At 69.3% G+C, this 25,182-nt stretch carries 16 protein-coding genes; 2 read left to right on the top strand and 14 right to left on the bottom strand.

Annotation, left to right across the window (positions count from 1 at the left end):
• Positions 1-231 precede the first annotated feature (231 nt).
• From ACOGJB_RS09290 to ACOGJB_RS09315, 6 genes are all read right to left on the bottom strand, one after another.
• A complete protein-coding gene (locus ACOGJB_RS09290; RefSeq protein WP_419840524.1) occupies positions 232-1,263 on the bottom strand; it encodes a phosphotransferase family protein in 1,032 nt (343 codons plus the stop codon).
• Positions 1,264-1,274: 11 nt separating this feature from the next.
• Complete coding sequence (locus ACOGJB_RS09295; RefSeq protein WP_419840525.1) at positions 1,275-2,147, bottom strand: 3-hydroxybutyryl-CoA dehydrogenase; 873 nt, start codon at positions 2,145-2,147, stop codon at positions 1,275-1,277.
• Positions 2,148-2,212: 65 nt separating this feature from the next.
• On the bottom strand, positions 2,213-2,614 hold the full coding sequence (locus ACOGJB_RS09300) for a cobalamin B12-binding domain-containing protein (protein ID WP_419840526.1): 402 nt from the start codon (positions 2,612-2,614) through the stop codon (positions 2,213-2,215).
• 44 nt (positions 2,615-2,658) lie between these two features.
• Positions 2,659-6,408 carry an adenylate/guanylate cyclase domain-containing protein gene (locus ACOGJB_RS09305; RefSeq protein WP_419840527.1) on the bottom strand — a complete coding sequence of 1,250 codons (3,750 nt, stop codon included), beginning with the start codon at positions 6,406-6,408 and terminating at the stop codon, positions 2,659-2,661.
• A gap of 123 nt (positions 6,409-6,531) precedes the next feature.
• Positions 6,532-9,120, bottom strand: a complete 2,589-nt coding sequence (locus tag ACOGJB_RS09310; RefSeq protein WP_419840528.1) for an ABC transporter permease — start codon at positions 9,118-9,120, stop codon at positions 6,532-6,534.
• Between the two features lie 57 nt (positions 9,121-9,177).
• Complete coding sequence (locus ACOGJB_RS09315) at positions 9,178-9,924, bottom strand: ABC transporter ATP-binding protein (RefSeq protein ID WP_419840529.1); 747 nt, start codon at positions 9,922-9,924, stop codon at positions 9,178-9,180.
• 219 nt (positions 9,925-10,143) lie between these two features.
• Here ACOGJB_RS09315 and ACOGJB_RS09320 point away from each other — a divergent pair, with 219 nt between their 5' ends.
• Both ACOGJB_RS09320 and ACOGJB_RS09325 read left to right on the top strand, forming a co-directional pair.
• A complete protein-coding gene (locus ACOGJB_RS09320) occupies positions 10,144-10,434 on the top strand; it encodes a hypothetical protein (RefSeq protein WP_419840530.1) in 291 nt (96 codons plus the stop codon).
• Complete coding sequence (locus tag ACOGJB_RS09325) at positions 10,391-10,807, top strand: PIN domain-containing protein (RefSeq protein WP_419840531.1); 417 nt, start codon at positions 10,391-10,393, stop codon at positions 10,805-10,807. The genes ACOGJB_RS09320 and ACOGJB_RS09325 overlap by 44 nt, the downstream gene beginning before the upstream one ends.
• Before the next feature lie 56 nt (positions 10,808-10,863).
• On the opposite strand, the gene ACOGJB_RS09330 is transcribed toward ACOGJB_RS09325, so the two are convergent.
• The 8 genes from ACOGJB_RS09330 to hemE form a co-directional block, all read right to left on the bottom strand.
• Entirely contained in the window at positions 10,864-12,027 is a 1,164-nt protein-coding gene (locus ACOGJB_RS09330; protein ID WP_419840532.1) for an Lhr family helicase, read from the bottom strand.
• Complete coding sequence (locus ACOGJB_RS09335; RefSeq protein WP_419840533.1) at positions 11,913-16,064, bottom strand: DEAD/DEAH box helicase; 4,152 nt, start codon at positions 16,062-16,064, stop codon at positions 11,913-11,915. The genes ACOGJB_RS09330 and ACOGJB_RS09335 overlap by 115 nt, the downstream gene beginning before the upstream one ends.
• Positions 16,065-16,150: 86 nt before the next feature.
• Positions 16,151-17,899, bottom strand: a complete 1,749-nt coding sequence (locus ACOGJB_RS09340; protein WP_419840534.1) for an ATP-binding protein — start codon at positions 17,897-17,899, stop codon at positions 16,151-16,153.
• Positions 17,900-18,222: 323 nt separating this feature from the next.
• The gene (locus tag ACOGJB_RS09345; RefSeq protein ID WP_419840535.1) at positions 18,223-18,456 is read right to left on the bottom strand and encodes a CDGSH iron-sulfur domain-containing protein; all 234 of its coding nucleotides are present in this window, start codon (positions 18,454-18,456) and stop codon (positions 18,223-18,225) included.
• Complete coding sequence (locus tag ACOGJB_RS09350) at positions 18,419-20,818, bottom strand: HelD family protein (protein ID WP_419840536.1); 2,400 nt, start codon at positions 20,816-20,818, stop codon at positions 18,419-18,421. Before ACOGJB_RS09350 ends, ACOGJB_RS09345 begins: the two co-directional genes overlap by 38 nt.
• A 34-nt stretch (positions 20,819-20,852) precedes the next feature.
• A complete protein-coding gene (gene lnt, locus ACOGJB_RS09355; RefSeq protein WP_419840537.1) occupies positions 20,853-22,304 on the bottom strand; it encodes an apolipoprotein N-acyltransferase in 1,452 nt (483 codons plus the stop codon).
• A gap of 8 nt (positions 22,305-22,312) precedes the next feature.
• Positions 22,313-23,881 (bottom strand): protoporphyrinogen oxidase, encoded by a 1,569-nt coding sequence (gene hemG / locus ACOGJB_RS09360; RefSeq protein WP_419840538.1) that lies wholly within the window; start codon positions 23,879-23,881, stop codon positions 22,313-22,315.
• A 50-nt stretch (positions 23,882-23,931) separates the two neighbouring features.
• Positions 23,932-25,038, bottom strand: a complete 1,107-nt coding sequence (gene hemE / locus ACOGJB_RS09365) for a uroporphyrinogen decarboxylase (protein ID WP_419840539.1) — start codon at positions 25,036-25,038, stop codon at positions 23,932-23,934.
• Positions 25,039-25,182 lie beyond the last annotated feature (144 nt).

The following is a 25,182-nucleotide window of genomic DNA, read 5'->3' on the forward strand; positions in this document are numbered from 1 at the left end:
CCGCCACAGCAGCCAGCAGGCAACCCGGTCGGGACTGCGGCTCGCGGGCGGTCGTTGGCGGCGCGTCGTCGAGCGCCGTTGTTGGGGGACCGGAGCCCGGTTGGTCGCCACCGCGACCTGGCGCTTCAGGCGGCGTCGATGGCTCAGCGCCGTCACCGAGCGCAGCAGCCGACTGTGTCGTACTACTCGATCCCCACAGCGGGGGCGGGCTGGCCGAGTGCGGGAAGAACATCAGCGAACGGCGAGACGTTCGGCTGCGCTGGCCGACAGGAAGTCGACGTGCTCGCGGAAGACGTTCGTGTCGGTTTCGGCGGCGTCGGCCATCACGCCTCGCAAGTACCGATTCAGCACACCCTCCGATATAGCAGCCAATCGCCAGTACGAGAACGCGCGGTAGTAGTCGACTCCCGAGACATCGCGCCCCGACGCATCGGCGTACCAATCCAGCATCTCGCTGCGCGACGCAAAACCGCCCGCCTGGGTCGGAGCCGAGGTGCCCGCCGAGGGCTCGTCGGGCGACACCCAGTTGTTCATCAGGTAACCCACGTCGGCCATCGGGTCGCCCAGCGTGCACAGCTCCCAATCGAGCACGGCCACGATGGCCCAGTGCTCATTGGGCCTGGCACCCGAGATCATGTTGCCGAGCCGGTAGTCGCCATGAACGATGGATGAGCCGATCTGGGTGGGCTTGCGGGCCTCGAGCTCTGCGGCCACGTCATCCATGATCGGCAGCTCACGCGTCTTGGACTGTTCCCACTGGCGCTTCCAGCGGCGCAGCTGCCGGCCCAGGTAGTCCTCCCGGCGGCCCAGGTCGCCGAGGCCGACATCGTCGGGCTCGACGGCGTGCAAGCGAGCCAGCACGTCGGCGACCTGCCGGCTCAGCGGGGCGCGTTCGCTCTGGGGCACCAGCGCCGACTCGTCGGCGGAGTGCAGCACCGCCCCGACCTCGTGGCTCATCACGTAGAACGGCGCCTCGTTCACCTCGGGGTCAGCGCACAGCGCAATCGCACGAGGCACCGGCACGTCTGTCTGGCCGACGCCGGAGATGATCTTGTGCTCGCGGCCCATGTCGTGCGCCGTGGCCAGCACATGTCCCAGCGGGGGGCGGCGCAGCACCACCGAGGTGCCGTCGCCGCAGTGCACGCGGTAGGTCAAATTGGAACGCCCGCCCGCGATCAGCTCGAAGCGAAGCGGCTGAGCAGCCTGCGGGACGTGCTGGGCAAACCAGTCGCTGACCGCCGCGGCATTGATCCCCGCTGGCATGTCCGACACATCTAACCGCCGTAGGTGTAGAAGCCTCGGCCGGTCTTGCGACCCAGCAGCCCGGCGTCGCACATGCGGCTGAGCATCGGCGGCGGGGCGTAGAGCTGCTCGCGGAACTCCTCATAGAGCGACTCGGCCACCGCCATGGTGGTGTCGAGGCCGATCAGATCGCACAAGGCCAGCGGGCCCATCGGGTGATTGCAGCCCAGCACCATGCCGGCGTCGATGTCTTCGGTGGAGGCAAAGCCCGATTCGAGCATCCGGATGGCGGACAGGATGTAGGGGATCAGCAGGGCGTTCACGACGAAGCCGGCCCGGTCCTGGGAGTCGACCACCCGCTTGCCGAGCCGTTCGGACGCGAACGCCCGGCACCGCTGGGCAGTGTCGGTGGCGGTCAGCAGCGACGAGATGACCTCGACGAGCCCCATCACGGGCACCGGGTTGAAGAAGTGCATGCCGATGACCTGCGAGGGCCGGTCGGTCGCCATCGCCAGCTTCATGATCGGGATGGCCGAAGTGTTCGAGGCCATCACGGCGGTCGGGTCGGTGAGCACCTTTGCGAGCCGGCCGAACACCTCCAGCTTGGCCGCCTCGGCCTCGACGACGGCTTCGATGACGAACTCCCGGTCGGCGAGATCGTCGAGGTCGAGGCCGAACGACATGGCGCCCAGCGCCGAATCCCGTTCACCCTCGTCGAGCTTGCCCGCGTTGACCGCCCGGTTCAGGCTCTTCTCGATGCGAGCCATGCCGGCTGCGAGCGCACCTTCGTCGACTTCGACAATCTTGACGTCGCACCCGTTGCGGGCAGCGATTTCGGCGATGCCGGACCCCATCAGGCCGCAGCCGACCACCCCTACCCGTTCAATGGAACCGTTGCTAGACACGGGGGGCAATCTACCCGCCCGTGTCTGCCGGGTCCCCGGCACTCAAGCGGAGGTTCAGGAGAATCTCAGGCTGTCTGGCGGGATCGTTCGATGGCCCCGCGAACCGCGGCCACAACCTCGTCGGCAGTTGCGCCGGGCGTCAGCACCGCCGCCACGCCCGCCTCACGCATCGCGTCGAGGTCGCCGTCGGGCACGATGCCGCCCAGGATGACCGGGATCGACTCGGCCCCCTGCTCACGCAGGCGTTGGACGACCAGCGGCATGAGCGCCTCGTGGGCGCCCGACAGCATCGAGACTCCGATGGCGTCCACGTCCTCGTCGACGGCGGCCGCGGCCACGCTCTCGGGAGTCTGGAACAGCCCGGTGTAGATCACCTCGAAGCCGGCATCACGCAGCATCCGCGCCACCACCTTGACCCCGCGGTCATGCCCGTCGAGGCCAAGCTTCGCAATCAAAACCCGAGACATCGCAGCGACCCTAGAGGATCAACCGAAAGACACAGACGCCACAGCTATTGCTCTGACTGCCCGGGATACGGGATCGCCTCAGGCAGCGGGCCGCTGATGACCGGCGCAGCCGCCTCGAGCCCGGCAGCCAATCGGAACGCCGTCTCCCAGCCGCTGGGCCGGGCCCCGAGCTGAGCCATGGCCACCTCCGCTTCAGAACGCAACTCGTGCGTGTCGGGCGCTTCGAAGGACTCGTGACCGATGGCACGGGCCAGCCGCACCACGGCCTGGCTGAGCCGGCTGTCGGTGGCGTCGATGAGCACCAGGGCCTGCTCGAACGCAGACTCCATCGCGGGGCGGTCACCGTCTCGAGCATGGGCCAGAGCGCGGGCAGTCAAGGCGTTGCGCATGTCGGCGTAGGTGCCGGTGCCGCTCGCCATGGCGAATCGGGATTGCTCCAGCGCGTCGATCGTGCGCCCCTCGACCGCATAGGCGATGGCCAGACATGAGCGCAGGTAGATCGGCGGCAGCGGGACGGACGGCACAGCTTCAAGCGCCGCGACTGCGTCAGCCCCTCTGCCTTGCTGTGCCAGGGCGAGTCCCAGCGAGACCTCGAGGTCCCGCTCACCGATGACGACAGCGCGCTCGGCGCCCGATCCGGTCCCGCTCGCAGGCGACGACGCCCGCGCCGCACGATCCGACGCCGCCTCCCAGCCAGCGCGCGCCAAGTCGTCGGCAAGCATTTCCGGGCTGCCCATCTGAACTGCCGCCGCGGCGCGTACCGCCCGTGCGAACCCCTCCAGCGGCCGACCCGGCATGTCGCTTGCCCGCTGCAGACATTCGGCGAGCATCGCCCTGCTGCGCTGCAGCTCGCCGACGGCCGCGTACGACCGGCCCAGCAGCCCGAGCGCCTGCACCACGCCGAAGTCGCTGTGCACATCGCGGAAGACCTTCTCCGCGGCTTTGGCACGCTCGACTGCATCCGCCGCTCGTCCCGACCACAGGCTGAGCGACCCCAGCAGCAGATCCATCATGGCCTCGGTGAAGCGCTCGCCCCTTTCGTGGGCGATCCCGTGCACTGAGCGGGCCAGATCTTCGGCCTCGTCACGGTCGCCGGCGTGGAAGCGCAGAAACGCCAGCAGGCCTTCGGCAGTCGCGAGGCCGACCGTGTCCCCGAGGTCTGCGAACCGCTCGATGGCGGTGCTGATGCGATCGCCGGCTTCGGAGATCAAGCCCTGCTCGAAGGACAGCCACGCCAGGTTTTGCAGGCACCACGCCACGCCGCTGTCGTCGCCGAGGTAGGCGAAGGTGCCGTTGGCCTCGTTGATGTAGCGGTCGGCGCGTGCGTAGTCGCCGGCCCGCAGCGAGGCAATCCCGCGCAGTCGCAGCGATTCGGCTGCCTCGCGCACCTCGCCCATCGTGCGGAACTGGTCCAGCGCGTCGGCGAGCAGCTTGTCTGCGGCTGCATGGTCGTCGCCGGCCAAGGCAACCTCGCCCAGCACGCGCAGACCATGTGCCGCGGCGAGCCGGTTGCCGTTCAGCGTCGCCAAGGCGCGGGCCAGCTCGGCGTCGGCATGGGCGCCGTGCAGCTCCCCCAGCCGCAGGCGCGCGGCCGCCCGTCCCAAGGCCATGTCGATGAGCCGCGGGTCGGCGTCTCCCAGCATTTCGATGGCACGTCGGTAGAACTGCGCCGCGGCGTAGTGGCTGTCGCGCTGGGCCGCCCACTTGCCGGCGCGGCCGAGCCACTCGATGGCCACTTCGGTCATCCCGCCTTCGAAGACATCGCCGTCGCGGGCACCGCCTGCACGGGAACTGCCGGCAATGGACGTGCCGGTCACTGTCTGGCCGGCATCGCCGCCCAGTTCCACTGCCGAAGCGAAGTGATCGGCAATGACGCCGACCGAATCGCTGGCGGGATCGTCGCGGTTCTGCGCCAGCCACAACGCGACGTCGAGATGACGCTCGGCCCGGTCGCTCTTGGTCAGCATGCTGTAGGCGACGTCGCGCACCACGTCGCTGCGGAAGGTCCAGGCGTCTGCCTCGCTCGCAAAGATGTCCTTGTCGACCAGCCGCTGAAACACCGCGAGGTCTCCGTCGCCGCTGTCGGCCGGATTCGTCGCCGACACCAACTCGAGCAGCTCGCTGATCCCCCCGCCGCCCCCGAGCACCGAGGCAGCATCCACCAGCCGCCGCTCGGGCGGGCTCAGCGTGTCGAGACGAGCAGCCACCAGCCCCCGCAGCGTGTCGGGCAGCTCCGCCAGCGATCGTTCCTCGTGATCGGGGCGGGCGCCTGGCCCCACGACGCCCGATTCACGCAGCAGCACGCACATCTCCTCCAGGAAGAACGGGTTGCCGCCGCTGCGTTCGTAGAGCTGATCGGCCAAGTAGGCGGGCACGCCGCCGCCCAGCAGCTCAGCGGCCATCTCGGCGGTGGCCTCACGACCCAGCGGGTCCAGGTTCAGCACCACGGTGCTGTGACGACCCGGCGGCACCGTCCAGCGCTGCTCGTCCATGTTCCAGCGCGCCGTCGTGATGACGACGAACGGCTGGTTCGCCAGTGCCGCCAGCAGTTGCTCGAGCACGCTGAGCAGCCGTTCCTCCGCCCAATGCACGTCGCTGAGCAGCAGCAGCACCGGTCGGCGCGTGGTCAGCGCCCCCAGGAAGCGGCGCAGGGAGCGGAACGTGGCTTCGGCGCGCCACTCGATCTCCGCGGGGTCACCGGTGCCGACGCGCCCGAGCACGGCGAGCACGACATCGGTGATCTCGTCGATCTCCTCGTAGCTGACGGTGCTGGCGGGTGCATCCGAGCTGCCTGGCGGGCCTGCGCCGATCGTCGGCTGCAGCACCTCGGCGACCAGCGACGAGATGCGCCGCGTGGCCAGCACGGTCGAATCGCTCGCGCTCACATCTGCCGCTGCCGCGATGGCGTCGCCCAGGCAGCGCAGCGGATTTGTCTCGTCGTAGGGCAATGCCATGCTCTCGAGCACCATCGCCCCGTGGCGCTCGACCGCACCCGAGACCGCCTCACGGGCAAGGCGGGTCTTGCCCATGCCGGCTTCACCCACGATCTGGCACAGCTGAGCGCGCCTGCGGGCCACGGCGGTGTCAACGGCCGAGTCCAGCAGTGCGCTCTCGAGGCCACGGCCCACCATCTGAGACAGCGATGCGCTGCGGTGCCGGCCGGGCGGCGCCAGTTCGCCGCTGGCCAGGTAGACCGACAGCGGCTCGTCGCGCCCGCGCAGGCCGATCTCGCCCCGGGACGTGTAGTTCACGATGCCGACCGTGGCCGCCTGCGTCGTCGGGCCGACGAGCACCTCGCCCGCTTCGGCGAGGGTCTCCAGCCGGCTCGCGATGTTCACCGTGTCGCCCATGGCCGTGTAGTCGCCGCCCGCCCGCAGCGCCCCTACCAGCACTTCGCCGGTGTTGATGCCGATGCGAATCCGCAGGTTGAGACCGCGCTCGACGTTGAAGGCCTCCAGCGAGCGCTGCATCCGGAACGCGGCCCGCAGCGCACGCTCGGGGTCGTCCTCGTGGGCGGTGGGCGCGCCGAAAAGCGCCAGGATCGCGTCGCCGATGATCTTGTCGACCGTGCCTCCGAATGCGGTGACGTCGCCCACCAAGCGCTGGAAGCACTGGTCGATGAGATGCTTCAGTTCCTCAGGGTCGGCGGCCTCGCCCATGGACGTGAAACCGACCAGGTCCGCGAACAGCACCGTGACGACACGACGCTCCTCGGCGTGGGAGAGCAGGTTGCCGCAGCTCGGGCAGAAGCGTGCGCCCTGCGGCACTTCGGTAGCGCAGGCAGGGCACGTCATCGCAGCAGTCTAGAAACGACGCCGGAAACAGGCCGCATGCCGGCTGATCCTGTTGTTTCCCGCTCTGGTTTGCTGTCGCTCACGGGCCGCTCGGGCCACGGCCTCGCCGTTCGGCTCAGCCTCCTACTCGTCGGCGATTGCGTCGAGCACGTTCATCCGGCTGGCGCGAAACGCCGGGAACAGCGCAGCGATCAACCCGAACAGCACGGAGATCACCAGGAACGACACCAGCTGTGCCGACGGAATCGACACCCTGTCGATGATGTCGTCGGGGATCGCCACTGCAGTCGCTATGCCGAACATTCCGCCGAGCACCACGCCCACCACGGCGCCGTACAGCGCCACAGCGGCAGCTTCCCAGCGGATCATGCGCCGCATCTGCCGGCGGGTCATGCCCACGGCGCGCAGCAACCCGATCTCGCGGATGCGCTCGAACACCGACAGCGTGAGGGTGTTCACGATGCCAACCAGCGCGATCAGCAGCGCGAAACCTAAGAACACGTTCACCAGCACCAGCACCGTGTCGAGGTTGGACTCGACGCTCTCCTGGAATTCCTGACGGTCTTCCAGAGCTGCTTGCGGGTAGCCGGCCAGCACCTCGTCGATGGCCGAGCGGGCAGCCTCGGGATCGTCGATGGCCGAGCGCACCAGCACGATGTCGTCGAAGGCGCTCGTCGCCACCCGTTCATGCAGCGCGCTGTCGATGATCCAGCTGCTCCAGAAAGCCGTGCCGTCGAATGTCGCGGCGACGGTCGCTGTGACGCGGTCTCCGCTGACGAAGGTGAGGTCCACCGAATCGCCGGGCACCAAGCCCTCGTCCGCGGCAACGTCGCTGTGGACCAGCAGCCCCGTCTGCGGATCGAAGCCGTCCAAGCTGCCTTGGGCCACATCGATGTTCACAACAGCGTCGAGATCGCCGATGCTGGCGGCGGTCAGGTCGGTCTCGATCACCGTCCCCGCAGGCCGCGACGGGCCGCCGGCGATCTCGATCCGCACGAGGTCGAAGTCGAACCCCACGGGGGTGCCGATGCCCGCAGCGCGGATGTCGGAGCTGAGCGTCTTGGGCAGTCCAGCCTGCGTGTTCACCGACACGACGAAGTCGGCATTCACCGCACTGGCGAACCGCTCGACGAATGACACTTTGAGGGACTGGCCGACGATCGACACCATCGTCACCAGCGCCAGGCCGATCGTGAGCGCGACCGCGGTCGCGGAGGTGCGCCGCGGATTGCGGGCGGCGTTCGCACGGGCCAGGCGGCCCGAGATCGGCATGATCCACGCCAGCGGTCGCGCCAGCAGCGACACCACCGATCTGGCCGCCAGCGGACTCAGGATCGACACCGCCACGAACGTGATCGCAGCGCCCGCTCCAAGCGTGCTGAGCTGCGGCGTCGCGCCGTCGAAGTCCGCGAACAGGCCGAGGCCTGTCAGCACCAGACCGATGGCTGCGAGCAGGCTGCCGCTCGCCAGGCGCTTCCAGCCGAGGCTGGCGCTCTCGTCGCCGCCGGCGCCCTCAGCCAGTCCTGCCACCGGCGAGATGCGCGAAGCCTTGAAGGCGGGCACCAGCGACGCCGCCACCGTGAAGCCCACGCCCACCACGACAGCCCACGCCACGGTGCGCAGGGTCAGCGGCAGCGAACCTCCAGGCAGCGACGCCCCGAGCGAGTTGAACAGGGCCTTCAGGCCGAGCGCGCCCAGCATGCCGAGGCCCAGCCCCACCATCGAAGCAACCGCGCCGATGATCGCCGACTCGGTCAGGACCGACCGGCGCACCTGCTGGGGCGTCGCGCCCACGGCCCGCAGCAGCGAGAGCTCTCGCACCCGCTGGCCGAGCACGATGTTGAACGTGTTGGAGATGATGAACATGGAGACGAACAGCACGATGAACGCGAAGACCAGCAGGATGGTCTGGAACGGCCCGATGAACGTCTCGGTGGCGTCGCTGAACTCCTCGGCGGAGTCGTCCGCGGTAATGACTTCGACGCCGTCAGGCAGCACGGCTTCGATGCGGCGCTGCACCTCGGCGATGTCCGCGCCCGCGTCGGCCCGCACGGCGATCTGGGAGTACTCACCCGGAAAGCCCAGCACGTTCTGCGCCGTGGGGGTGTCGAACAGCGAGAAGATGGCACCGACGCCGGCGTTCTCGGGGAAGCCGAACTGTGCCGTACCCGTCAGGGTGAACTCGCGTGGACCGGTGGGCGTGACCACCTGGTACGTGCCGCCCAGCTCGAAGTCGTAGCTGTCGTCGCCGTAGGTGGCGACGTCGATGGCAAACTCCTCGCCGCCGACGGGCCAGCGGCCCTCGATCAGGAAGAACTGCGACAGCGACTCGTCTTCGAGCCAATTGCTACCGGCCACCGGCGGTCCGAAGGTGGTGACCGCTTCGCCGCTGCCGTCCACCGGTATCACGCCGTCTACGAACAGTCCGCCCGCGGCGATGTCCACACCGTCTACCGCGTTGATGACGTCGACCAGATCGGCGGGAACTGCGGGCGCCACGGCCTCGGTGATGTCGCCGAACGTCAGCTCGCCCCGCACGGTGTAATCGGTGCCAGTGTTGATGTCCTCAGCGAGCTGATCAAAGCCCGACCGCAGCGAGTCGGCGGTGACGAATGCCGCCACCACGAAAGCCACGCCGATGACGATGGTGCTGGCCGTCAGCGCGAAGCGGACCTTGTGGGCCAGCAGCGATTTGATGCCGAGTCGCAGCATGTGAGTTCCCTGTCGGTGTGTGGCCGGTCGGTGTGGCCCGCGGGCCGATGCGTCGGCTCAGGCGCCGAGCTGGTTCATGTGCGCACGGATTCGCTCTGGCGTGGGGTCGTGCAGTTCGTCGACGATCTTGCCGTCCACTAGGAACACGACCCGGTCCGCGTACGACGCTGCGACCGCGTCGTGGGTCACCATCACGACGGTCTGGCCCATCTCGTCCACCGCATTGCGGATGAAGCCCAGGATCTCCGCGCCGGTGTTGAGATCGACGTTGCCGGTGGGTTCGTCGGCGAAGATCACCTGCGGCTTGCCGGCCAGCGCCCGTGCCACCGCCACGCGCTGCTGCTGCCCGCCCGACAGCTCGCTGGGCCGGTGCTTGAGACGATCGGCCAGACCGGTGGCCCCCACCACCTCGTCGATCCAGGCGGTGTCGCCCTTGCTGCCGGCAAGGTCCATGGGCAGCATGATGTTCTCGATGGCGGTCAGCGTCGGGATCAGGTTGAACGCCTGGAACACGAATCCCACGTTGTCGCGGCGCAGCAGGGTCAGGTCGCGTTCGGACAGCGAGGACAGGTCGGTCTCGCCGATGAGCACCTGGCCGTCGGTCACCCGGTCCAGTCCCGCCATGCAGTGCATGAGCGTGGACTTGCCCGAACCCGACGGCCCCATAATGGCGGTGAAGCGGCCTTGCCCGAAGGTCACGTCGATGGCGTCGAGCGCCCGCACCGCAGTGTCGCCCGAGCCGTAGGTCTTGGTGGCTGCGACGGCCCGCGCCGCTGCATGCGTGGGTGGAGCCGCGACAGACATGTTGCCTCCCAGAGAGGTTGCCAACCAGCGGGCAACTCTACGCACGCCGGTCCCCTGCCCATGCTCAGGTTTTTCTCAGGTTCGCAGCGTGGGATCTTGGCTGGCCTTCTCAACGGCGACGATCATCGTGGCATCCCGAGCGATGACGACCACGCAGTCTCGGTCACACGGTCTGCGCTCGGAGATCGATGTATCGGCGACGTCAAATATGATGAAAGTATGACCAAGCGGCGCATTACCGTCACGATCGATGCAGAACTCATCGAGACAGCATCTGACGCCGTGAACGCCGGGCAGGCATCGTCAGTGAGTGCATGGGTGAATGCGGCAATGGAGGCCAAGAGCAGGCACAGTCAGCGTCTCGCCGCCTGGACCGAGGCCGTCGCCGACTACGAGGCTGAGTTCGGCGAGATCACCGAAGAAGAGATGGACACACAGCGTCGGCGCGACCTCGATGCAGCAGACGATGTCCGTGCTCGCGCCGCGGCACGAATCCAGTCGATCGAGTGACGTCGTCCTCGACGCCGGCGCGCTCATCGCGCTCGAAGGCAATGACCGGGCGCTGTGGCGTCGTGTCAAGCGTGCGGCAACGTCGGGAAGCACAGTGGCGACTCACGGCGGCATCGTGGCGCAGGTCTGGCGAGGGGGTGCTCGCCAAGCGAGATTGGCGATGGCGTTGCGGGCTGTGGTCACCGTGCCGCTCGACGACCAGCTCGGTCGGCGCGCCGGCGTGCTCCTTTCACGCAGCGGCCTGAGCGATGCCATCGACGCAGCGCTCGTCGCGTTGTGCGACCACGACGACGAAATATTGACTTCGGACCCCGATGACCTCCATGCGCTCGCCCAGGCGGCGCGTCTGTGGGTAAGCGTCATACCCGTGTGAAGCTGCCACACCTCGCGGCCGGCTTGGAGGCAGCAGGGATTGCCTGAATTCGACAGTCAAAGGCGGAGCGTGGGGCCTCGGTAGCCGGGGGTGAAACCGTTCTCGGTGAGGGTGTCGTGAATTGGATGCTCGGCGGCGGGGGTGGCGTCGATGCGGGCCAGCTCGACCTTGGCGAGGCGGCCGTCGGCGAGGGCTTGACGCAATGCGTCGATCCAGCGCAGGTCGGTAGCGGCGTGCTCGAAGGTGTGCAGGGTTCGGCCACCGCGGTCAGCCATCACCAACGGCACACCGTCGGCGAGCACCACGTGGCCGCCCGCTGTACGGCTGGGCCGCCCGCCACTGTGCGGCCAGCTGAGCGCGGCGCCGTAGGGCTGGGCTGGGTCGGCAGCTCCGAGCATCAGCACGTCGCCTGTGCCCTCGCGGTGATCCCGCAGACGCTCCACTGCGGCGGCGGTGGCGAACTGTGCAGCGCCGAGCCCTTCCACGAAGTGGCCCCGCCTCACACTGCCCCGCTCTTCGAGCGCACGCAGGATGCCGTAGGCCGCCGCGAACCCGCCTGGGTGGCCCTCGGCCAGCACACCGGGGCGGGTGACGATGCCGTGGCGTTCGAGCAGCGCTTGCGCAGAGCCGTGGGCACGCTCGGTGGCAGACGGCGCGGGCTCGCGCAGCAGCGAGGTCAGCGACCAGCGGCCCGCTGCGCTGGGCGGACCGCCCGAGCGCAGGCGGCCCGGTCGGGGCCGGCGTCCAGGACCCGAGCGGGTGAGCACGCTCGCTCGACCGCGGCGAGCGCCCTGGCGCCCGGAGCCTGCGGCTCGGCCGGCGCCGGAGGATCGGCTGGCTGCGCTGCGCGAACGTCGAGCTGAGCGGCGCGGGCCGAGGGTTCGCAGCGGGGCGAAGGTGTCATTGGTGACGAGTCCCGCCCACACCAGGTCCCACAGCGCAGCGAGCACGCGGGCGGAGAAATCTGTGCTGGTCGCGGGAGACGCCAGCGGCGGGCTCGACGAGCCCTCCGGATCGTCATCGCGGAGTCCCGAAGCCGCTGCGTTGAGCAAGTCGGGCCAGAAGGCGGCGCCCCGCTCTCCGAGGTGGCCAAGCAGTGCCGCTGTCACGGGGTCGTCGGGCTCGTCATCAGGCGGCGGTGCCAAGGTGGCGACCTCGTCGCGCCAGTAGAGGCGGACGCGCCCGTCGTTGGGGCCGAGCGAGCCCGCGCCGATCCACACCAGCTCGCCGCTGGCCAGCAGCGCGTCCAGATCAGCCCGCTGTAGCGAGCCACACGCGCCGGCAGCACATCGGCTTCCAGGATCGAGGCCGCCACGGGAGCGCCCGCAAGCTGGGTGATGGCGTCTGCCAGCGAGTCGGCGCCCCGTCGCGGCCGGTCGACGCTGTGCCAGGCCGCCACGAAGCGGGCGTAGGCCTCGGGCGGCACCGGCTCCACCTCGTGGCGCAGCCTCGCCAGCGAGCGCCGCCGCACCGTTCGCAGCACCGACGTGTCGCACCATTCGGTGCCGGTGCCGTCGGGCCGGAACGCCCCCCGAGTGACTCGGCGTGCCGTTTCGAGGCGGTTGAGCGACGCAGTGACCCGAGCCTCCCCGATGCCGAACCGCTGCGCAGCCGAAGCGGCTTCGAACGGCACATGAGTTGCGGCGAAACGCGCGACCAGCTCATCGAGAGGATCGGCGCCCTCAGCCAGCACGTCGCTCATGAACGCTGCCGGCAGTCCGACTGGCAGGGCGCACCCCAGCGCGTCGCGGTACCGCGCCGCGTCCTCCACTGCGACATACCGCGTATCGCCCGCAACGCGGAGTTCGACAGCGCGGCGCTGCGCCAGCAGATCCGCCAGCCAGCCCCCTCCTGGCGATGCGTCCAAGGGTGTCGCCAGCGGCGACTCAGCAGCTTCGATCGATCCGTCCGTCGCCGGCGTGCCAGAGGACGAATCAGGGGCGAAGGCTGTCGTGGCATCGTCGGCTGGGCTGGCCTCGGCTGGCTCGGCAGCATCGCGCACGGATGGCGATGGCAGCGGGGAACTCGGCTCACACCTGCACGACAACTCTTCGGACGTGAGGTCGCCGACGCGGCTCAGCACGTCGGCGAGCTCGTCTGGGCTGCGAGCCCGGCGCCCGTCGGCCAGGCGCTGCAGCTCCAGCTCGAGGGTCGCGAGCACTTCCGCATCGAGCAGTTCGCGCAGTTCCTCGGCGCCGAGCAAGTCGGCCAGCAGGTCGCGGTCGAGCGCCAGCGCCGCGGCCCGGCGCTCGGCCAGCGGCGCATCGCCGCCGTACATGAACACCGAGATCCAGTCGAACAGCAGGCTCTGGGCCATCGGCGAGGCACCGTCGGTGTCGACGGTGACCATGCGGATCCTGCGGGACCTGATGTCGGACAGCACCTCGGACAGCGCCGGCACGTCGAACACCTCTTGCAGGCACTCCCGGGAGGTCTCGAGCAGCATCGGGAAGCTCGGGTACTTCGCCGCAACCTCCAGCAGCCCTGCCGAGCGCTGGCGCTGCTGCCACAGCGGGACCCGTTCGCCCGGCCGGCGGCGAGGCAGCAGCAGCGCCCGGCCCGCGACTTCCCGGAAGCGAGACGCGAACAACGCCGTCGAGGGCAGATGGCTCACGATGGCCTCGCGCACCTCGTCGGGATCGAGCGCCAGGTCCGTCGCATCCAGCACGGGCGCGGCGCCCACACCCGGCGAGCTCCAGGCAGACCCGTTGTCGCCCGTGCCCTGGCCGTCGAGGTCGTCGGGCGACCAGACATCGGGCAGCCGCAGCACGATGCCGTCGTCGCTCCACAGCAGCTCGACGCCGCCCATGCCGTCGGCGAGTGCGCCCGCGGAACCAGCGGCTTGCTCGGCCAGCTTGGCCTGCAGCGCGATGCCCCACGGCGCATGCACCCGCGCGCCGAACGGTGTGAGGATGCAGATGCGCCAATCGCCGATCTCGTCGCGGAAGCGCTCCACCACGATCGTGCGGTCGTCGGGCACCACACCCGTCGCCACCCGCTGCGCCTCCAGGTAACGCAGCACGTTCACCGCGGCAGAACGGTCGAGACAGTTCTCCTGCTGCAGCCGCTCGACGAGACGAGCGGTCGGCTCTGCGGCTCTTGAAGCCGTCCGGCTCGGTCGTGCGCCGTTGCCCGGAGATGTCTGGTCGCCGCGCCGAGCCGCTACGGCGGCCCGCTCCGCTTCGGCATCGAGCTGCATCAGGTGGGATTCGAGGTCGGCAGGAATCTCGTCGCCGACCGTGCGAATGAAGGCCCCGACCGCTCGGCCCAGCTCGAGCGGGCGGCCAGGTCCGTCGCCGTGCCAGAACGGCATCTTGCCCGGCTCGCCCGGAGCGGGCGTGACCACGACCCGGTCGAAGGTGATCTCGGCAATCCGCCACGTCGACGCCCCCAGCAGGAACGTCTCGCCCACCCGGGCCTCGTAGACCATCTCCTCGTCGAGCTCGCCGACACGCGACCCGTCGGTGGTGAACACCGCGTACAGGCCCCGGTCGGGAATGGTGCCGGCGTTGGTGACCGCCAACCGTCCCGCGCCCTGTCGAGCACGCAACATGCCAGTGGTGCGATCCCACACGATGCGCGGCCGCAGCTCACGAAATTCCTCGGACGGGTACCGGCCGGCGAGCAGATCGAGCACCGACGAGAACACCTCTTCGCTGAGCTGCTCGTAGGGAGCGGCCCGGCGCAGAACAGCGAGCATGTCGGGCACCGACCAGTCGTCGACCGCCACCATCGCAACGACCTGCTGAGCCAGCACATCGAGCGGCTGGCGCGGGAAGCGGATCGACTCGATCTCGCCCGTTCCCATCCGCTGCGCCACCACCGCGGCCTCAACCAGGTCGCCCCGGTGGCGGGGGAAGATCTTGCCCACGCTCGGTTCGCCGACCTGGTGGCCCGCCCGGCCGATGCGCTGCATTCCCGCCGCCACCGACGGGGGCGAGGCCACCTGGATCACCAGATCCACCGCGCCCATGTCGATTCCCAGCTCCAGCGACGAGGTGGCCACGATGGCCCGCACCCGGCCCGCCTTCAGGTCGTCCTCGATGCCCAGCCGCTGCTCGCGGCTGAGCGAGCCGTGATGAGCCCGCACCAGCTCAGCACCCTCCGGCGGCGAAGTGCCTTCGGCCTCCGCAGCACGGTTCAGCCCGTCGAGATGCAGTTCGTTCAGCCGTGAAGCCAACCGTTCGGCCAGCCGGCGCGCATTCGTAAAGATGATCGTGGACCGGTGCGCGTACACGAGCTCGAGCAAGCGGGGATGAATGGCAGGCCAGATGCTGTTGGAGTGAGTCTCGGGCGCCGACGCTGACTGCGGCGACGCCTCGTCCGACGGCACAGTGTCCGACGGCGCTGTCTCATCCCGCAGCGTGGGCGGCGGCGATTCGAGCGCGAAGTCATCGTCGTGATCGACGCGCACGGTGCCATTCGGCGCAGCTCCGGCACTCGCAGCCGCCAGATCGCCCATGTCGGAGACACCGACGATGACCTCCACCTCGAGCTGCTTGGTCATGCCCGCATCGGTGATCTCGACATGGCGCGACGCCGGCTGGTCGGGATCGTTGCCGCCGAGAAACCGGGCCACCTCCGACAGCGGTCGCTGGGTGGCCGACAGCCCGATCCGCTGAGGCGACCCGCCCTTCGTGGCGGTCAGCTCGCACAGCCGCTCCAGCGACAGCGCCAGGTGCGTGCCCCGCTTGGTGGCAGCCACCGAGTGGATCTCATCGACGATCACCCACCGCACCCAGCGCAGGGTCTCTCGCGCCTGCGAGGTCAGCATGAGGTACAGCGATTCGGGCGTGGTGATGGCGATGTCGGGCGGCCGGGTGACCAGCCGTCGCCGCTCAGCGGCGCTCGTGTCGCCCGTGCGCACGCCCACGGTCGGCATGTGCACGTCGGTGCCGAGCCGCTCGGCGGCCAGGCCGATGCCCGTCAGCGGCGCCCGCAGGTTCTTGTCGATATCGACCGCCAGCGCCCGCAGCGGCGACAGGTACAGCACCCGGGTGCGCTCACCCCGCGGCGGCTCAGGCTCGCACATGACCCGATCGATCGCCCACAAAAAAGCGGCCAGCGTCTTGCCAGACCCAGTGGGCGCCGCAATCAGGCAGTGCTGACCCTGCGAGATCGTCTCCCACCCCGACACCTGGCACTGCGTCGGTTCGGCGAACGTCGAGGAAAACCACGCCGCGGCAGGCGCGGAGAACACCCCGAGCGTCGGATGCATCCAGCCAGAAGCGCCGCTGTCAGCAATCGCACCGGCCATCGGGAGCCATTCCTACTGCCCCGGTGTCACATGCGCTGCATGTGTCCCAATTCTTGATGACGGTCGGCAGTGCCCGGAACGCAACGTCATTGATGCTCAGTTCTTGTCGGGACGTAGTGGAACCCCCTGCCCGTTCCGTTCTCTCGGCTGGGGCTGAGGTCGCCGTCGCGAGCGAGTGCCGACAGACGCCGGTTCGCGTAGCCCACGGTGATGTCGGCGAGGTCAGCGGCCTCGGTGGACGAGATGCGTCCTCGTGCGGCGGCCCATTTGACGAACATGACATCGCGTCCGTCCGGCGTGGCGAGCGGTGTCAAGCAGCGGGCCAGACTCCTGCGTGCATTCTCGGCGAGACGGTACGCGGGCGGGTGATCCGCCGGAACTCCTTTCACTTCGAGGATGACGGGCTCGCCTGAGGCGCGCGTCTCGAGCAGCCGGTCGATCGCGTGAGCGGCTTCGTCGGCAGGGCGCTGCAAGCGTGGCCCGGCTTGAGCGGCATCGGTCCAGCCGTGGCTGCACAACTGCTCGATAAGCAGCAGTGTGTCCACATTCGCGGAAGTCGGAGGTTCCAAGGAAGCAACAAAGCCGACCATGGTTTCATCGGGGGCGCCGCCGACGAGCGTGACCCGAACGTAGGGACCGTCGACCTCGGAGATCACCGGCGCAGGTCGACCGATCGCCAGCATCTCCGCCACCATGCGGTCGATGCCGACGCCCTGACGCTCAGCGAGTCCGAGCGTCGCCAACGCTTGGGCAAGACTGCGATAACGCGGGACGGCGGGGTGGGTGATCGCGTTGTCCGGAGTTACGCCGCCGATGAATCCGCCGGGAGATACCACCACGAGCGTGTCTGCGACATGCTCGACGACCGTCGGGTGAGGGGACAGCCAGTCACGGTGAGTGATCGCGTTGACGACGGCTTCACGGTAGGCGCGTTCGGGAATTGCTCGAATCTGCCGAACGGTGAACCCGTCCCCGACATGGGTGGTGCGGTTCGCGACCCGTCCGGCACGTTCAACTTCCCAGACCTGCTCCACGAGCGGTGCGGTGCTCTCGATCCGCTCGGTGCTGTCCCCGCCCGGTGCCTCGCGTCGCATGTAGTCGATCGCGACGAAGGGCGTCTCCACGAACAGAAGCGAGCCCGCATTGGTGAGCCGTCCTTGGGAGTCCAGCAGTCCCAGCCGTGTCAACAGATCGCGATCTTGCGAGCCGGCAAGGTCGCTGCTGGGCTCCGTGTCACGATCATGCAGGTATCTGCGGGCCAATTCGATGGCGGTGGGACGGACGTCGTCGAGGGTGTGACCAGACGGCGCTGCCGACCAGTCGTATCCGATGCGCTGAAGCGACTGCGCCTGCCACGCCACCGGATCGACCTCGACGCAGTTGGCGTCGACTCTCCAGAGCAGCTTGCCGCCGTAGGTGACAGGCGCAAGCGCTTCTGGTGTCGTCAGGACCAGCAGGCGTACTCCATTAATGACTTCGGGACGGATCGCGACCGTCAGACTCTGCTGCGTCAGTTGCCAGATTCGGTGCCTGAGCCATCCCTCTTCAAGCTCTGTTCCAATTCTGGTGCCGTCGTCGGCGACGCCGAGAATGATCGCCCCGCCGCCCGGCGTGTTCGCCATGCAGGCCATCTCGCCCGCCAAGTACTTCGCCGCTTCCTCGTTGCGCGGCGCGCCCGCTGTCACCGCCCCTCGCCGGTCTCTGCGGCCGGGTTCTTCTTTCAAGTCGATCTGAGTGCGCTCGATCTGTAAGGGCGGCACTCCTGTCGCGAGTTGGTTGAGAGCCGTCGCCACGACCTGCTCAAGGGGATCGCCGCCGAGATGACCCTGCGTCACGCTCGTACCCGCTTGCGAGCCGCCATGTTTGGTTCCCCGTGCTCGCAGTCTCGGTGGTGGTGTGGTTCGTAAACCAACACACACATATGAAATCCTACCGGTGTGTGTTGGTTTACGGGTGCTGCGATCTACAAACCAACACACATGCGCGAAACTTGACCGTGTGTGTTGGTTTACGGGTACAAGGATTGCCCGGGCGTCATACCCGCTCCCCGGAGAGGCACAGATGCCATAGCTGCAGAGTCGACGGCGTTGCGATCAGCTGGATCGCTGGTCGCAGAGGGTTCTGCCGCCTCCGCAGCGGGCGCGCGTCAGCGCGGCGGCTAGCTGGGCGGATTCAGAGTGCCGTCAAATCCTTGGTTGTGGCTGCCGTCGCACATCGGCTTGGTATTCGAATCTCCACACCGGCAAAGTGCCACCACCGAGTCACTGTCAGCCACAGTGTTCCCCTCGTGGTCGTCGATTTGGCACAAACCACGGACCAGCAGCGGTCCGTTGTTCAGAACTGTCACCGTGACATCAGCCATGTGCATCTCCCGAGCTTTCCTCGACCGCATCGGCGTGTGCGGCAGTGCGGCCAGTGTTGCACGACTCGGCGCCGCGTGATGCAGCCGCCGACCGGAGCGGCTCGGGCAGCGGCTGCGACGACACCACCGCAACACGCTTGGTCGCGCGGGTCAGCGCGACATACAGCGCCCGCAGGCCCTGCGGCTCATCGTCGACGATCGCGGCCGGCTCCACCACGACGACGCCGTCGGTTTCGAGGCCCTTGCACAGCCGCACCGGCGCCAGGGTGACGTGCGGGTGCAGCGCCCCGGTGGCGTTGCGGCTCGCCGCCGTGGCCCGTCCGAAATCCACGCCGGCGTCTTCCAGCAGCGCCGCTATGTCGTCCATATGGCGCAGTGGCGACACCACCAACATGTTCCCGCCATCGAGCGCCGCCGACTCAGTCGTCACCGTCTGGAGCACTGCCTGAGCCAGCAGGGAGCGCTCAACGTCAGGCCCGTTCGTGGCAACCATCTCTTCTCGCTCTTGTTCCCCGTCCTCATTCGACTCGGGCTCACGGGCCGCTCGGGCCACGGCTTCGCCCGAAGGCTCAGCCTCTGCACCGGCTTGCGCCGTCACGAAGCGCGGCGGCGAGCCTTCGATGCGCACCGCAGCGGGCGGGGCCAGGCCGGGCGCTGCCGCTGCAAGCACCTGGTTGGCGAGTTCGAGGCTGGGTTGGGGGATGCGGTAGCTGAGCGTCAGATCCGCCAGGCGCGGTGCCACCGGTCCCGACGGCAGGTGAGCCAGAGCCTCCTGCCAGTCGGACGGAGCGTGCGCAGAGGTGGCTTGGGCGATGTCACCCACCAGCGTCATGGAACCGTTGAGCGAGCGCCGGGCGATCATGCGCAGCGCCATCGGCGGCTGGTCCTGGCATTCGTCGACCACGATGTGGCCGTAGGTGCGCACCTCGGTGTCGCTGCGTCGCTTGCGCGAGCGAGACCGAGGGCCCAGCACGGCGTACGCCTCGTCGAGCAGCGGCACGTCGGCGTCGCTCCACTCGTAGTCGTCCTCGCTGTCCTCCCGGGCTCGCCACAGGTGTTCCCACTCGGCCTCGTTCAGCGCCCCGGCAGCCGCAGACCGCAGCAGCGCGCGTGAGCCGTAGAGGTCGCGCAGCAGCTGGGCGGGGGTCAGCAGCGGCCACATGCGTTCGAACGCCGCCATGACGTCGGGATGTCGGGCGAAGCGCTCGCGCAGCTTGGACGGGTCGGGTCGGCGCCGGTGCGTGGCAGACATGGCCGAATAGACCGCCTGCTCCACATAGGAGCGGCCGGCGTTGTGGTGGCGGAAACGCCGGCGAGCCTCGGCCACGATGGCGCGCGAGGTGCTCGCGGCGAGGGTGACGTATCCCAGGCCGAAGTCGAGACGCAGATCGCGGCGCAGCGGCCGCTGCCGATCCCGCACGGCGTTCGAGATGACCTGCGACATGCGGGCATCGCCCTTGATGCGGGCCACGTCGGGCGCGTCGGCCAGGCGGATGCGCACCTCGGGGAAGATCTCGTTGAACAGATCGGCGAGCACGAACAGGTGCACGCCCGCCTCGCCCAGGCTGGGCAGGACGCGCTCGACATAGCGCAGGAACAGCCGGTTGGGGCCGATGACCAGCACGCCCTGGCCGGCCAGCGGGAACCGGTACGTGTAGAGCAGGTAGGCAGCGCGGTGCAGCGCCACGATGGTCTTGCCGGTGCCGGGACCGCCCTGGCACACCAGGATGCCCTTGCGGGGGCTGCGGATGATCTCGTCTTGCTCGGCCTGGATGGTGGCCACCACCTGGCGCAGCTGACCGTCGCGGCGCTGGGTGAGCGCGGCGTACAGCGCCCCGTGAGCGACGAGCTGGGGGCGGTCGCCGTTGGCGGGGGCGCCGTCGAGCGCGTCGAGGTCGAAGATCTCGTCTTCGAGGTCCGACAGGATCCGGCCGCGGCACACGAAGTGCCGCCGGCGAAGCAATCCCAGCGGGTTGCCGCCCGTAGCCCGGAAGAACGGCTCCGCGATCGGGGCTCGCCAGTCGACCACGACGGGTTCCTGCCGCTCGTCGGCGACAGCGAGCCGGCCGATGTAGAAGGTCTCGCTGGGGCCGGTGGCGTCGGGCACCTGCGCGTCGGCGCTCGTCTTCGCTGTGCTCGACGTCACTGCGTTCGACGTCACTGCGCGGTCGATGCGGCCGAACACCAGCGACGACGAGCCGAGCTCGAGCTGGCTCAGACGCCCGGCCACGGCATCTTCGATCACATCGCGTTCGAATCTGGCCTGCCGGGTGCCGCCGCGGCCCACCTCGACCATCTCTCGCAACCGCCGCGCCCGCTGCCTGGACGACTCCAGCAACGCGTACGCGCGGTCAATATGAGCTTGTTCTGCCTGAATTTCCGGATGGCTCACGCTTGGCCCGTCACCGTTTTGAGGCTGAGCAAGGCTACTCGCGGCGCACCCGCAGCCAAAGCACCGCATGCCCGCCGAGTACGGCGGCAGCCAGCACGATCAGGGGCCACGATCCCAGCACCGTCGCCGGGGTGGATCCCGAACGGAGCTCGACGTCGGCGCCCAGCACTACGGATTCGCGCAGCTCGCTGCGGCGGGCGATGTCGCCGTCGGGCGACACGATGGCGCTGTAGCCGGTGGTGGACGACTGCAGCACCCAGCGTCCCGTCTCGACGGCGCGCAGCCGTGCGCTGGCGAGCGACTGGGCGGGCACCGCGGACGTGCTGTACGACGACGCCAGGGTGGGATTGGCGATGATGCGACCGCCCGCACGGACGCCGTCGCGCACCAGGTCGGCGAAGTACACCTCGAACGACGTCACGACGGCGATGTCGCCCAGCGAGGTCGCCAGCAGTCCGGGCCCCTCGCCGGCGATGGCTTCCCGGGAGATCAGCGACAGGTCAGCGAAGGGCTCCACCACGCTGCGCAGCGGCACGTACTCGCCGAACGGCACGAGGTGGGCCTTGTCGTAGCGGCCAGACAGCCCCCCGTCAGGGTTGATCGCAACAGTGGTGTTGCGGAAGCGCTCGGCATCGGCGGCACGCTCGTAGAAGTTGGCGATCAGGACCAGGTCGCGCCGCTCCGCCAGCGATTCCAGCTCGGCGAGACGGTCCGAATCCTCGAGCGGTGCGTCGCTGGACGTGCTGCTCTCGCTCCACACCATGAGGTCTGCGTCGCCCTGCCAGGCGTCGGTGGTCTCCAGGTGCCGGAGGCGCACGCTGCGCTGGGGCGTGTCGACGTTGGTGCCGAGCTCGCCGCCCGCTTGGACAACGGCTGCGGTGATGGTGCCGTCGATCGTGGTGGCGGGCCAGGCCAGCGCCGCGATGGGGACGCCGATGGCGATGAGCGCAGGCCATGAGACCGCGCACCATTCGCGCGCGCAGAGCCGTTCGACGATGACAGCGCCCGCGCCTACGAGCGCAATCACTCCCAGCGGCCCGGCCAAGACTGCTGCGCCCAGCCACGGCCCGTCGACTTGGCCGAGCGCAAGGTTGGACATCGGCACGCCGCCGAACGGGATGGCCCAGCGAACGGCCTCGCCCACCACCAGGGCAGCGGGAATGGCGACTGCGCGCCAGCGACCGCCTGCCCCGATGAGCGACAGCGGCAGCGCCATGATGAGCGACTCGACCGGCACGGCCGCGATCCAGCCCGGCACGGTCAGCTCGGTCATCCAGAACAGCCCGAGCACGTACGCGCCCAGCCAGAAGGCGATGCCGACTTCGAGACGGTCGCGCCAGCGCTCTGCGCCGCGATGGCAGAAACACAGCCACAGCCCCAGACCGATCGGGCCGAGCGGCCACAGCCCCCACGGCGGCAGCGACAGCATTGTGAGCGCCCCGAGCACGAGCGCAAGGCCGTTGCGCAGCAGCCGGCGAGACCTCACGGGGCGATTCACGGCAACGGCGTGGCGCGATCGGAGCCGAGGTGCTGCATCACCGCTGCTGCGGCTTCGTTGCCCTGCCGGATGCATGCCGGGATGCCGAGGCCCCGGTAGGCGGCACCGGTGACGAACACGCCAGGCATCTCGCGGGCCAGCACCTCGGAGATTCGATCGACGAGGTGACTGTGTCCGGGCCGGTACTGCGGCAGGGACTGCGGCCAGCGCGAGACCCGCCATGCAGTGACCGCGCCGGGCTCGCGCAGGTCCCGCAGCGACGGCAGGCTCGACAGCTCGCTCACTACGGCTTCCACCAGCTCGCTGTCTTCGACGCGCGTGTGGCGGTCGTCGTCGTCCCGGCCGACCGAGACGCGCAGGACCGCGTGGGCAGAACCGGCGTCGGCGCTGTCGCTGCGGTCGCCGCCGGACCAATGCGGCCACTTCGCCGACCCATAGCTGCAGGCCGTCGTCAGCCAGCCGGTATCTCGGGTGACCAGGAAGCCGGCCTCGGACGGCGCCTCGATGGCGTCGGGCCGCACGCTGAGCGTGACTACGGCAACCGACGCGTACTTGATGAGTCCGAGCGCAGCGGCAGTGTCGGGCGCGGCGGGCAGCATCTGAGCCGCCGCATGTGCGGGTGCAGCAATGATCACTGCATCAGCGTCGAGCACCTCAGACCCGGTGTGCACAGCGAACCGCGTTCCGGGGCGCCGGATGGCCGTCACCGGGGTGCCCAGCCGAAGGATGCACCCATCCAGCCGCTCCATCAGGGCCTGGGCCAGCCGACCCATTCCGCCTTCGAAGCTGCCGAAGATCGGTGCGGGGCCGGACTTGCCCGAAGCACGTGCGGCTGGGGCCGGTTGCATCCGGCGCAGTCCCCGCATGAGCGAGTGGCTGCGTCCGAGTGCTTCGCCCAGCATGGGCGCCGACGTCGCCGCGTCGAGCCGGTTGATGTCGCCCGCGCTGATGCTGCCCAGTAGCGGGTCGACCACCTGCGACGCCACGGCCGTTCCGAGTCGGCACCGAACGATGTCGCCCACAGTGAGGGGACTCGGCCGAACTCGCACGGTGCCGGACGCGCTGGCGGCGGCCGCTGCCGCGTCCAGCCGGGCGATCGCATCGCGGTGCAATCGGCGCGCTGTGAACCGGCGCGGCAGGACATAGTCGGCTGCGGCGCGCAGCGTGCCCGCCGGGCCCAGCAACGGGGAGCGGATGAGCGGACCGAGCCGGGTGGGCACGCCGCCCACGAGTCCGTCGGGAAGAGGCGTGAGCTGCCGTTTGCCTCTCGCGGCGTGAAGCACAGATGCGCCGCTAACCGCCGGTGAGATGCGTTCAGTCGAGATGCCCAGCTCGTCACACAGCTCGATCGCCCACGGCACTCGCAGCAAGAAAGCATCGGCACCTTCGTCGACGAGCCGCCCTTCGAAGGGCGTCGAGAGGATCTTGCCGCCCAGGCGCTCGGTGCTGTCGATCAGCACCACCCGGGGCACCGTGGTCCCCTCGTCAGCGGGATGCAGCAAACGGTACGCGGCGGTCAGCCCGGTGATGCCGCCACCGACCACGACGACCCGCTGAGGTGTCATAGCGACAGGTCAACATCGCGAGCGGATGTCATGGCGACAACACAGCTCGCTCAGGGGTGCTGACCTGCGTGCGCGGGCTGGTACGCATGCACATAGTCAGTCAGCTGTTCGAGCACAGCGGGATCGGTGGCGGGCAGCACGCCGTGGCCCAGGTTGAAGATGTAGCCGGGCTGCTGGGTGCCCTCAGCCAGGATGCGGGCGGCCGCCGTGCGCACGGCGGGCCATCCGGCCAGACACAGCACCGGATCCAGGTTTCCCTGCAATGCCACGCCGGCACCGACTCGCTGGCGAGCCGCGCTGAGCGGCACCCGCCAGTCCACGCCCACCACGTCGGCCCCTACTTGGGCCATCTGGTCGAGCAGCTCCCCGGTGCCGACGCCGAAGTGCGCCCGTGGCACGCCGAGGTCGGCCAGCTCGTCGAAGACCCGCTTGCTGTGCGGCGCCACGAACGCGGCATAGTCGGCCGGCGACAGTGTCCCGGCCCACGAGTCGAACAGCTGCACAGCGCTGGCACCGGCGAGCACCTGCGAGCGCATGGACGCCACCGCAATCACAGCGAGGCGCTCCATGAGGTCATGCCAGAGCGCCGGGTCGGTGTGCATCAATGCCTTGGTGAGCTCGTGCTGGCGAGACGGGCGGCCCTCGACGAGGTAGCTCGCCACGGTGAACGGCGCCCCGGCGAACCCGACGAGCGGCACGTCCAGCTCGGCTGCCAGCAGCCGCACCGTCTCGAGCACGTAGGGGGTGTGAGCATCGGCGTCCAGCTCGGGCAGGCGGTCCAGGTCGGCGCGGCTGCGCAGCGGCTCGGCGGCCACCGGACCCACGCCGGGCACCACGTCGATGCCGAAGCCGACTGCTGCGGCCGGCACCACGATGTCGGAGAACAGCACTGCCGCATCGACGCCGTAGCGCCGAACCGGCTGCAGTGTGATCTCCGCCGCGGTGGCCGGGTCGGCGATGGCATCGAGAATGCTGCCCTCGCCGCGCAGCGCCCGGTATTCCGGCAGGGAGCGACCGGCCTGGCGCTGGAACCACACGGGCACCCGCTCGGTCGGCTGGCAGCGGGCAGCACGCAGGTAGAGGCTGTCGCCCAGCCGGTGGCTGGGGTGATCGCCACGCAGCGGGCCGGCAGGCGCCTCGACGATTGATTCGGCCATGCGCTGCGAACGGTAGCGGGACCAGGTCAGGATGCTCCGCGGCCCCTGCGGGCCGCGAGTCGGCGCCGTCGGGCTGGCAAGTAGCCTCACGCGACCTTGCCAATCCCGCCTGCGGCCAACGGACCTGCCCGGTTGTCGCCTGCC

Source organism: Candidatus Poriferisodalis sp. (assembly GCF_965208895.1).
GTDB lineage: Bacteria > Actinomycetota > Acidimicrobiia > Acidimicrobiales > Poriferisodalaceae > Poriferisodalis.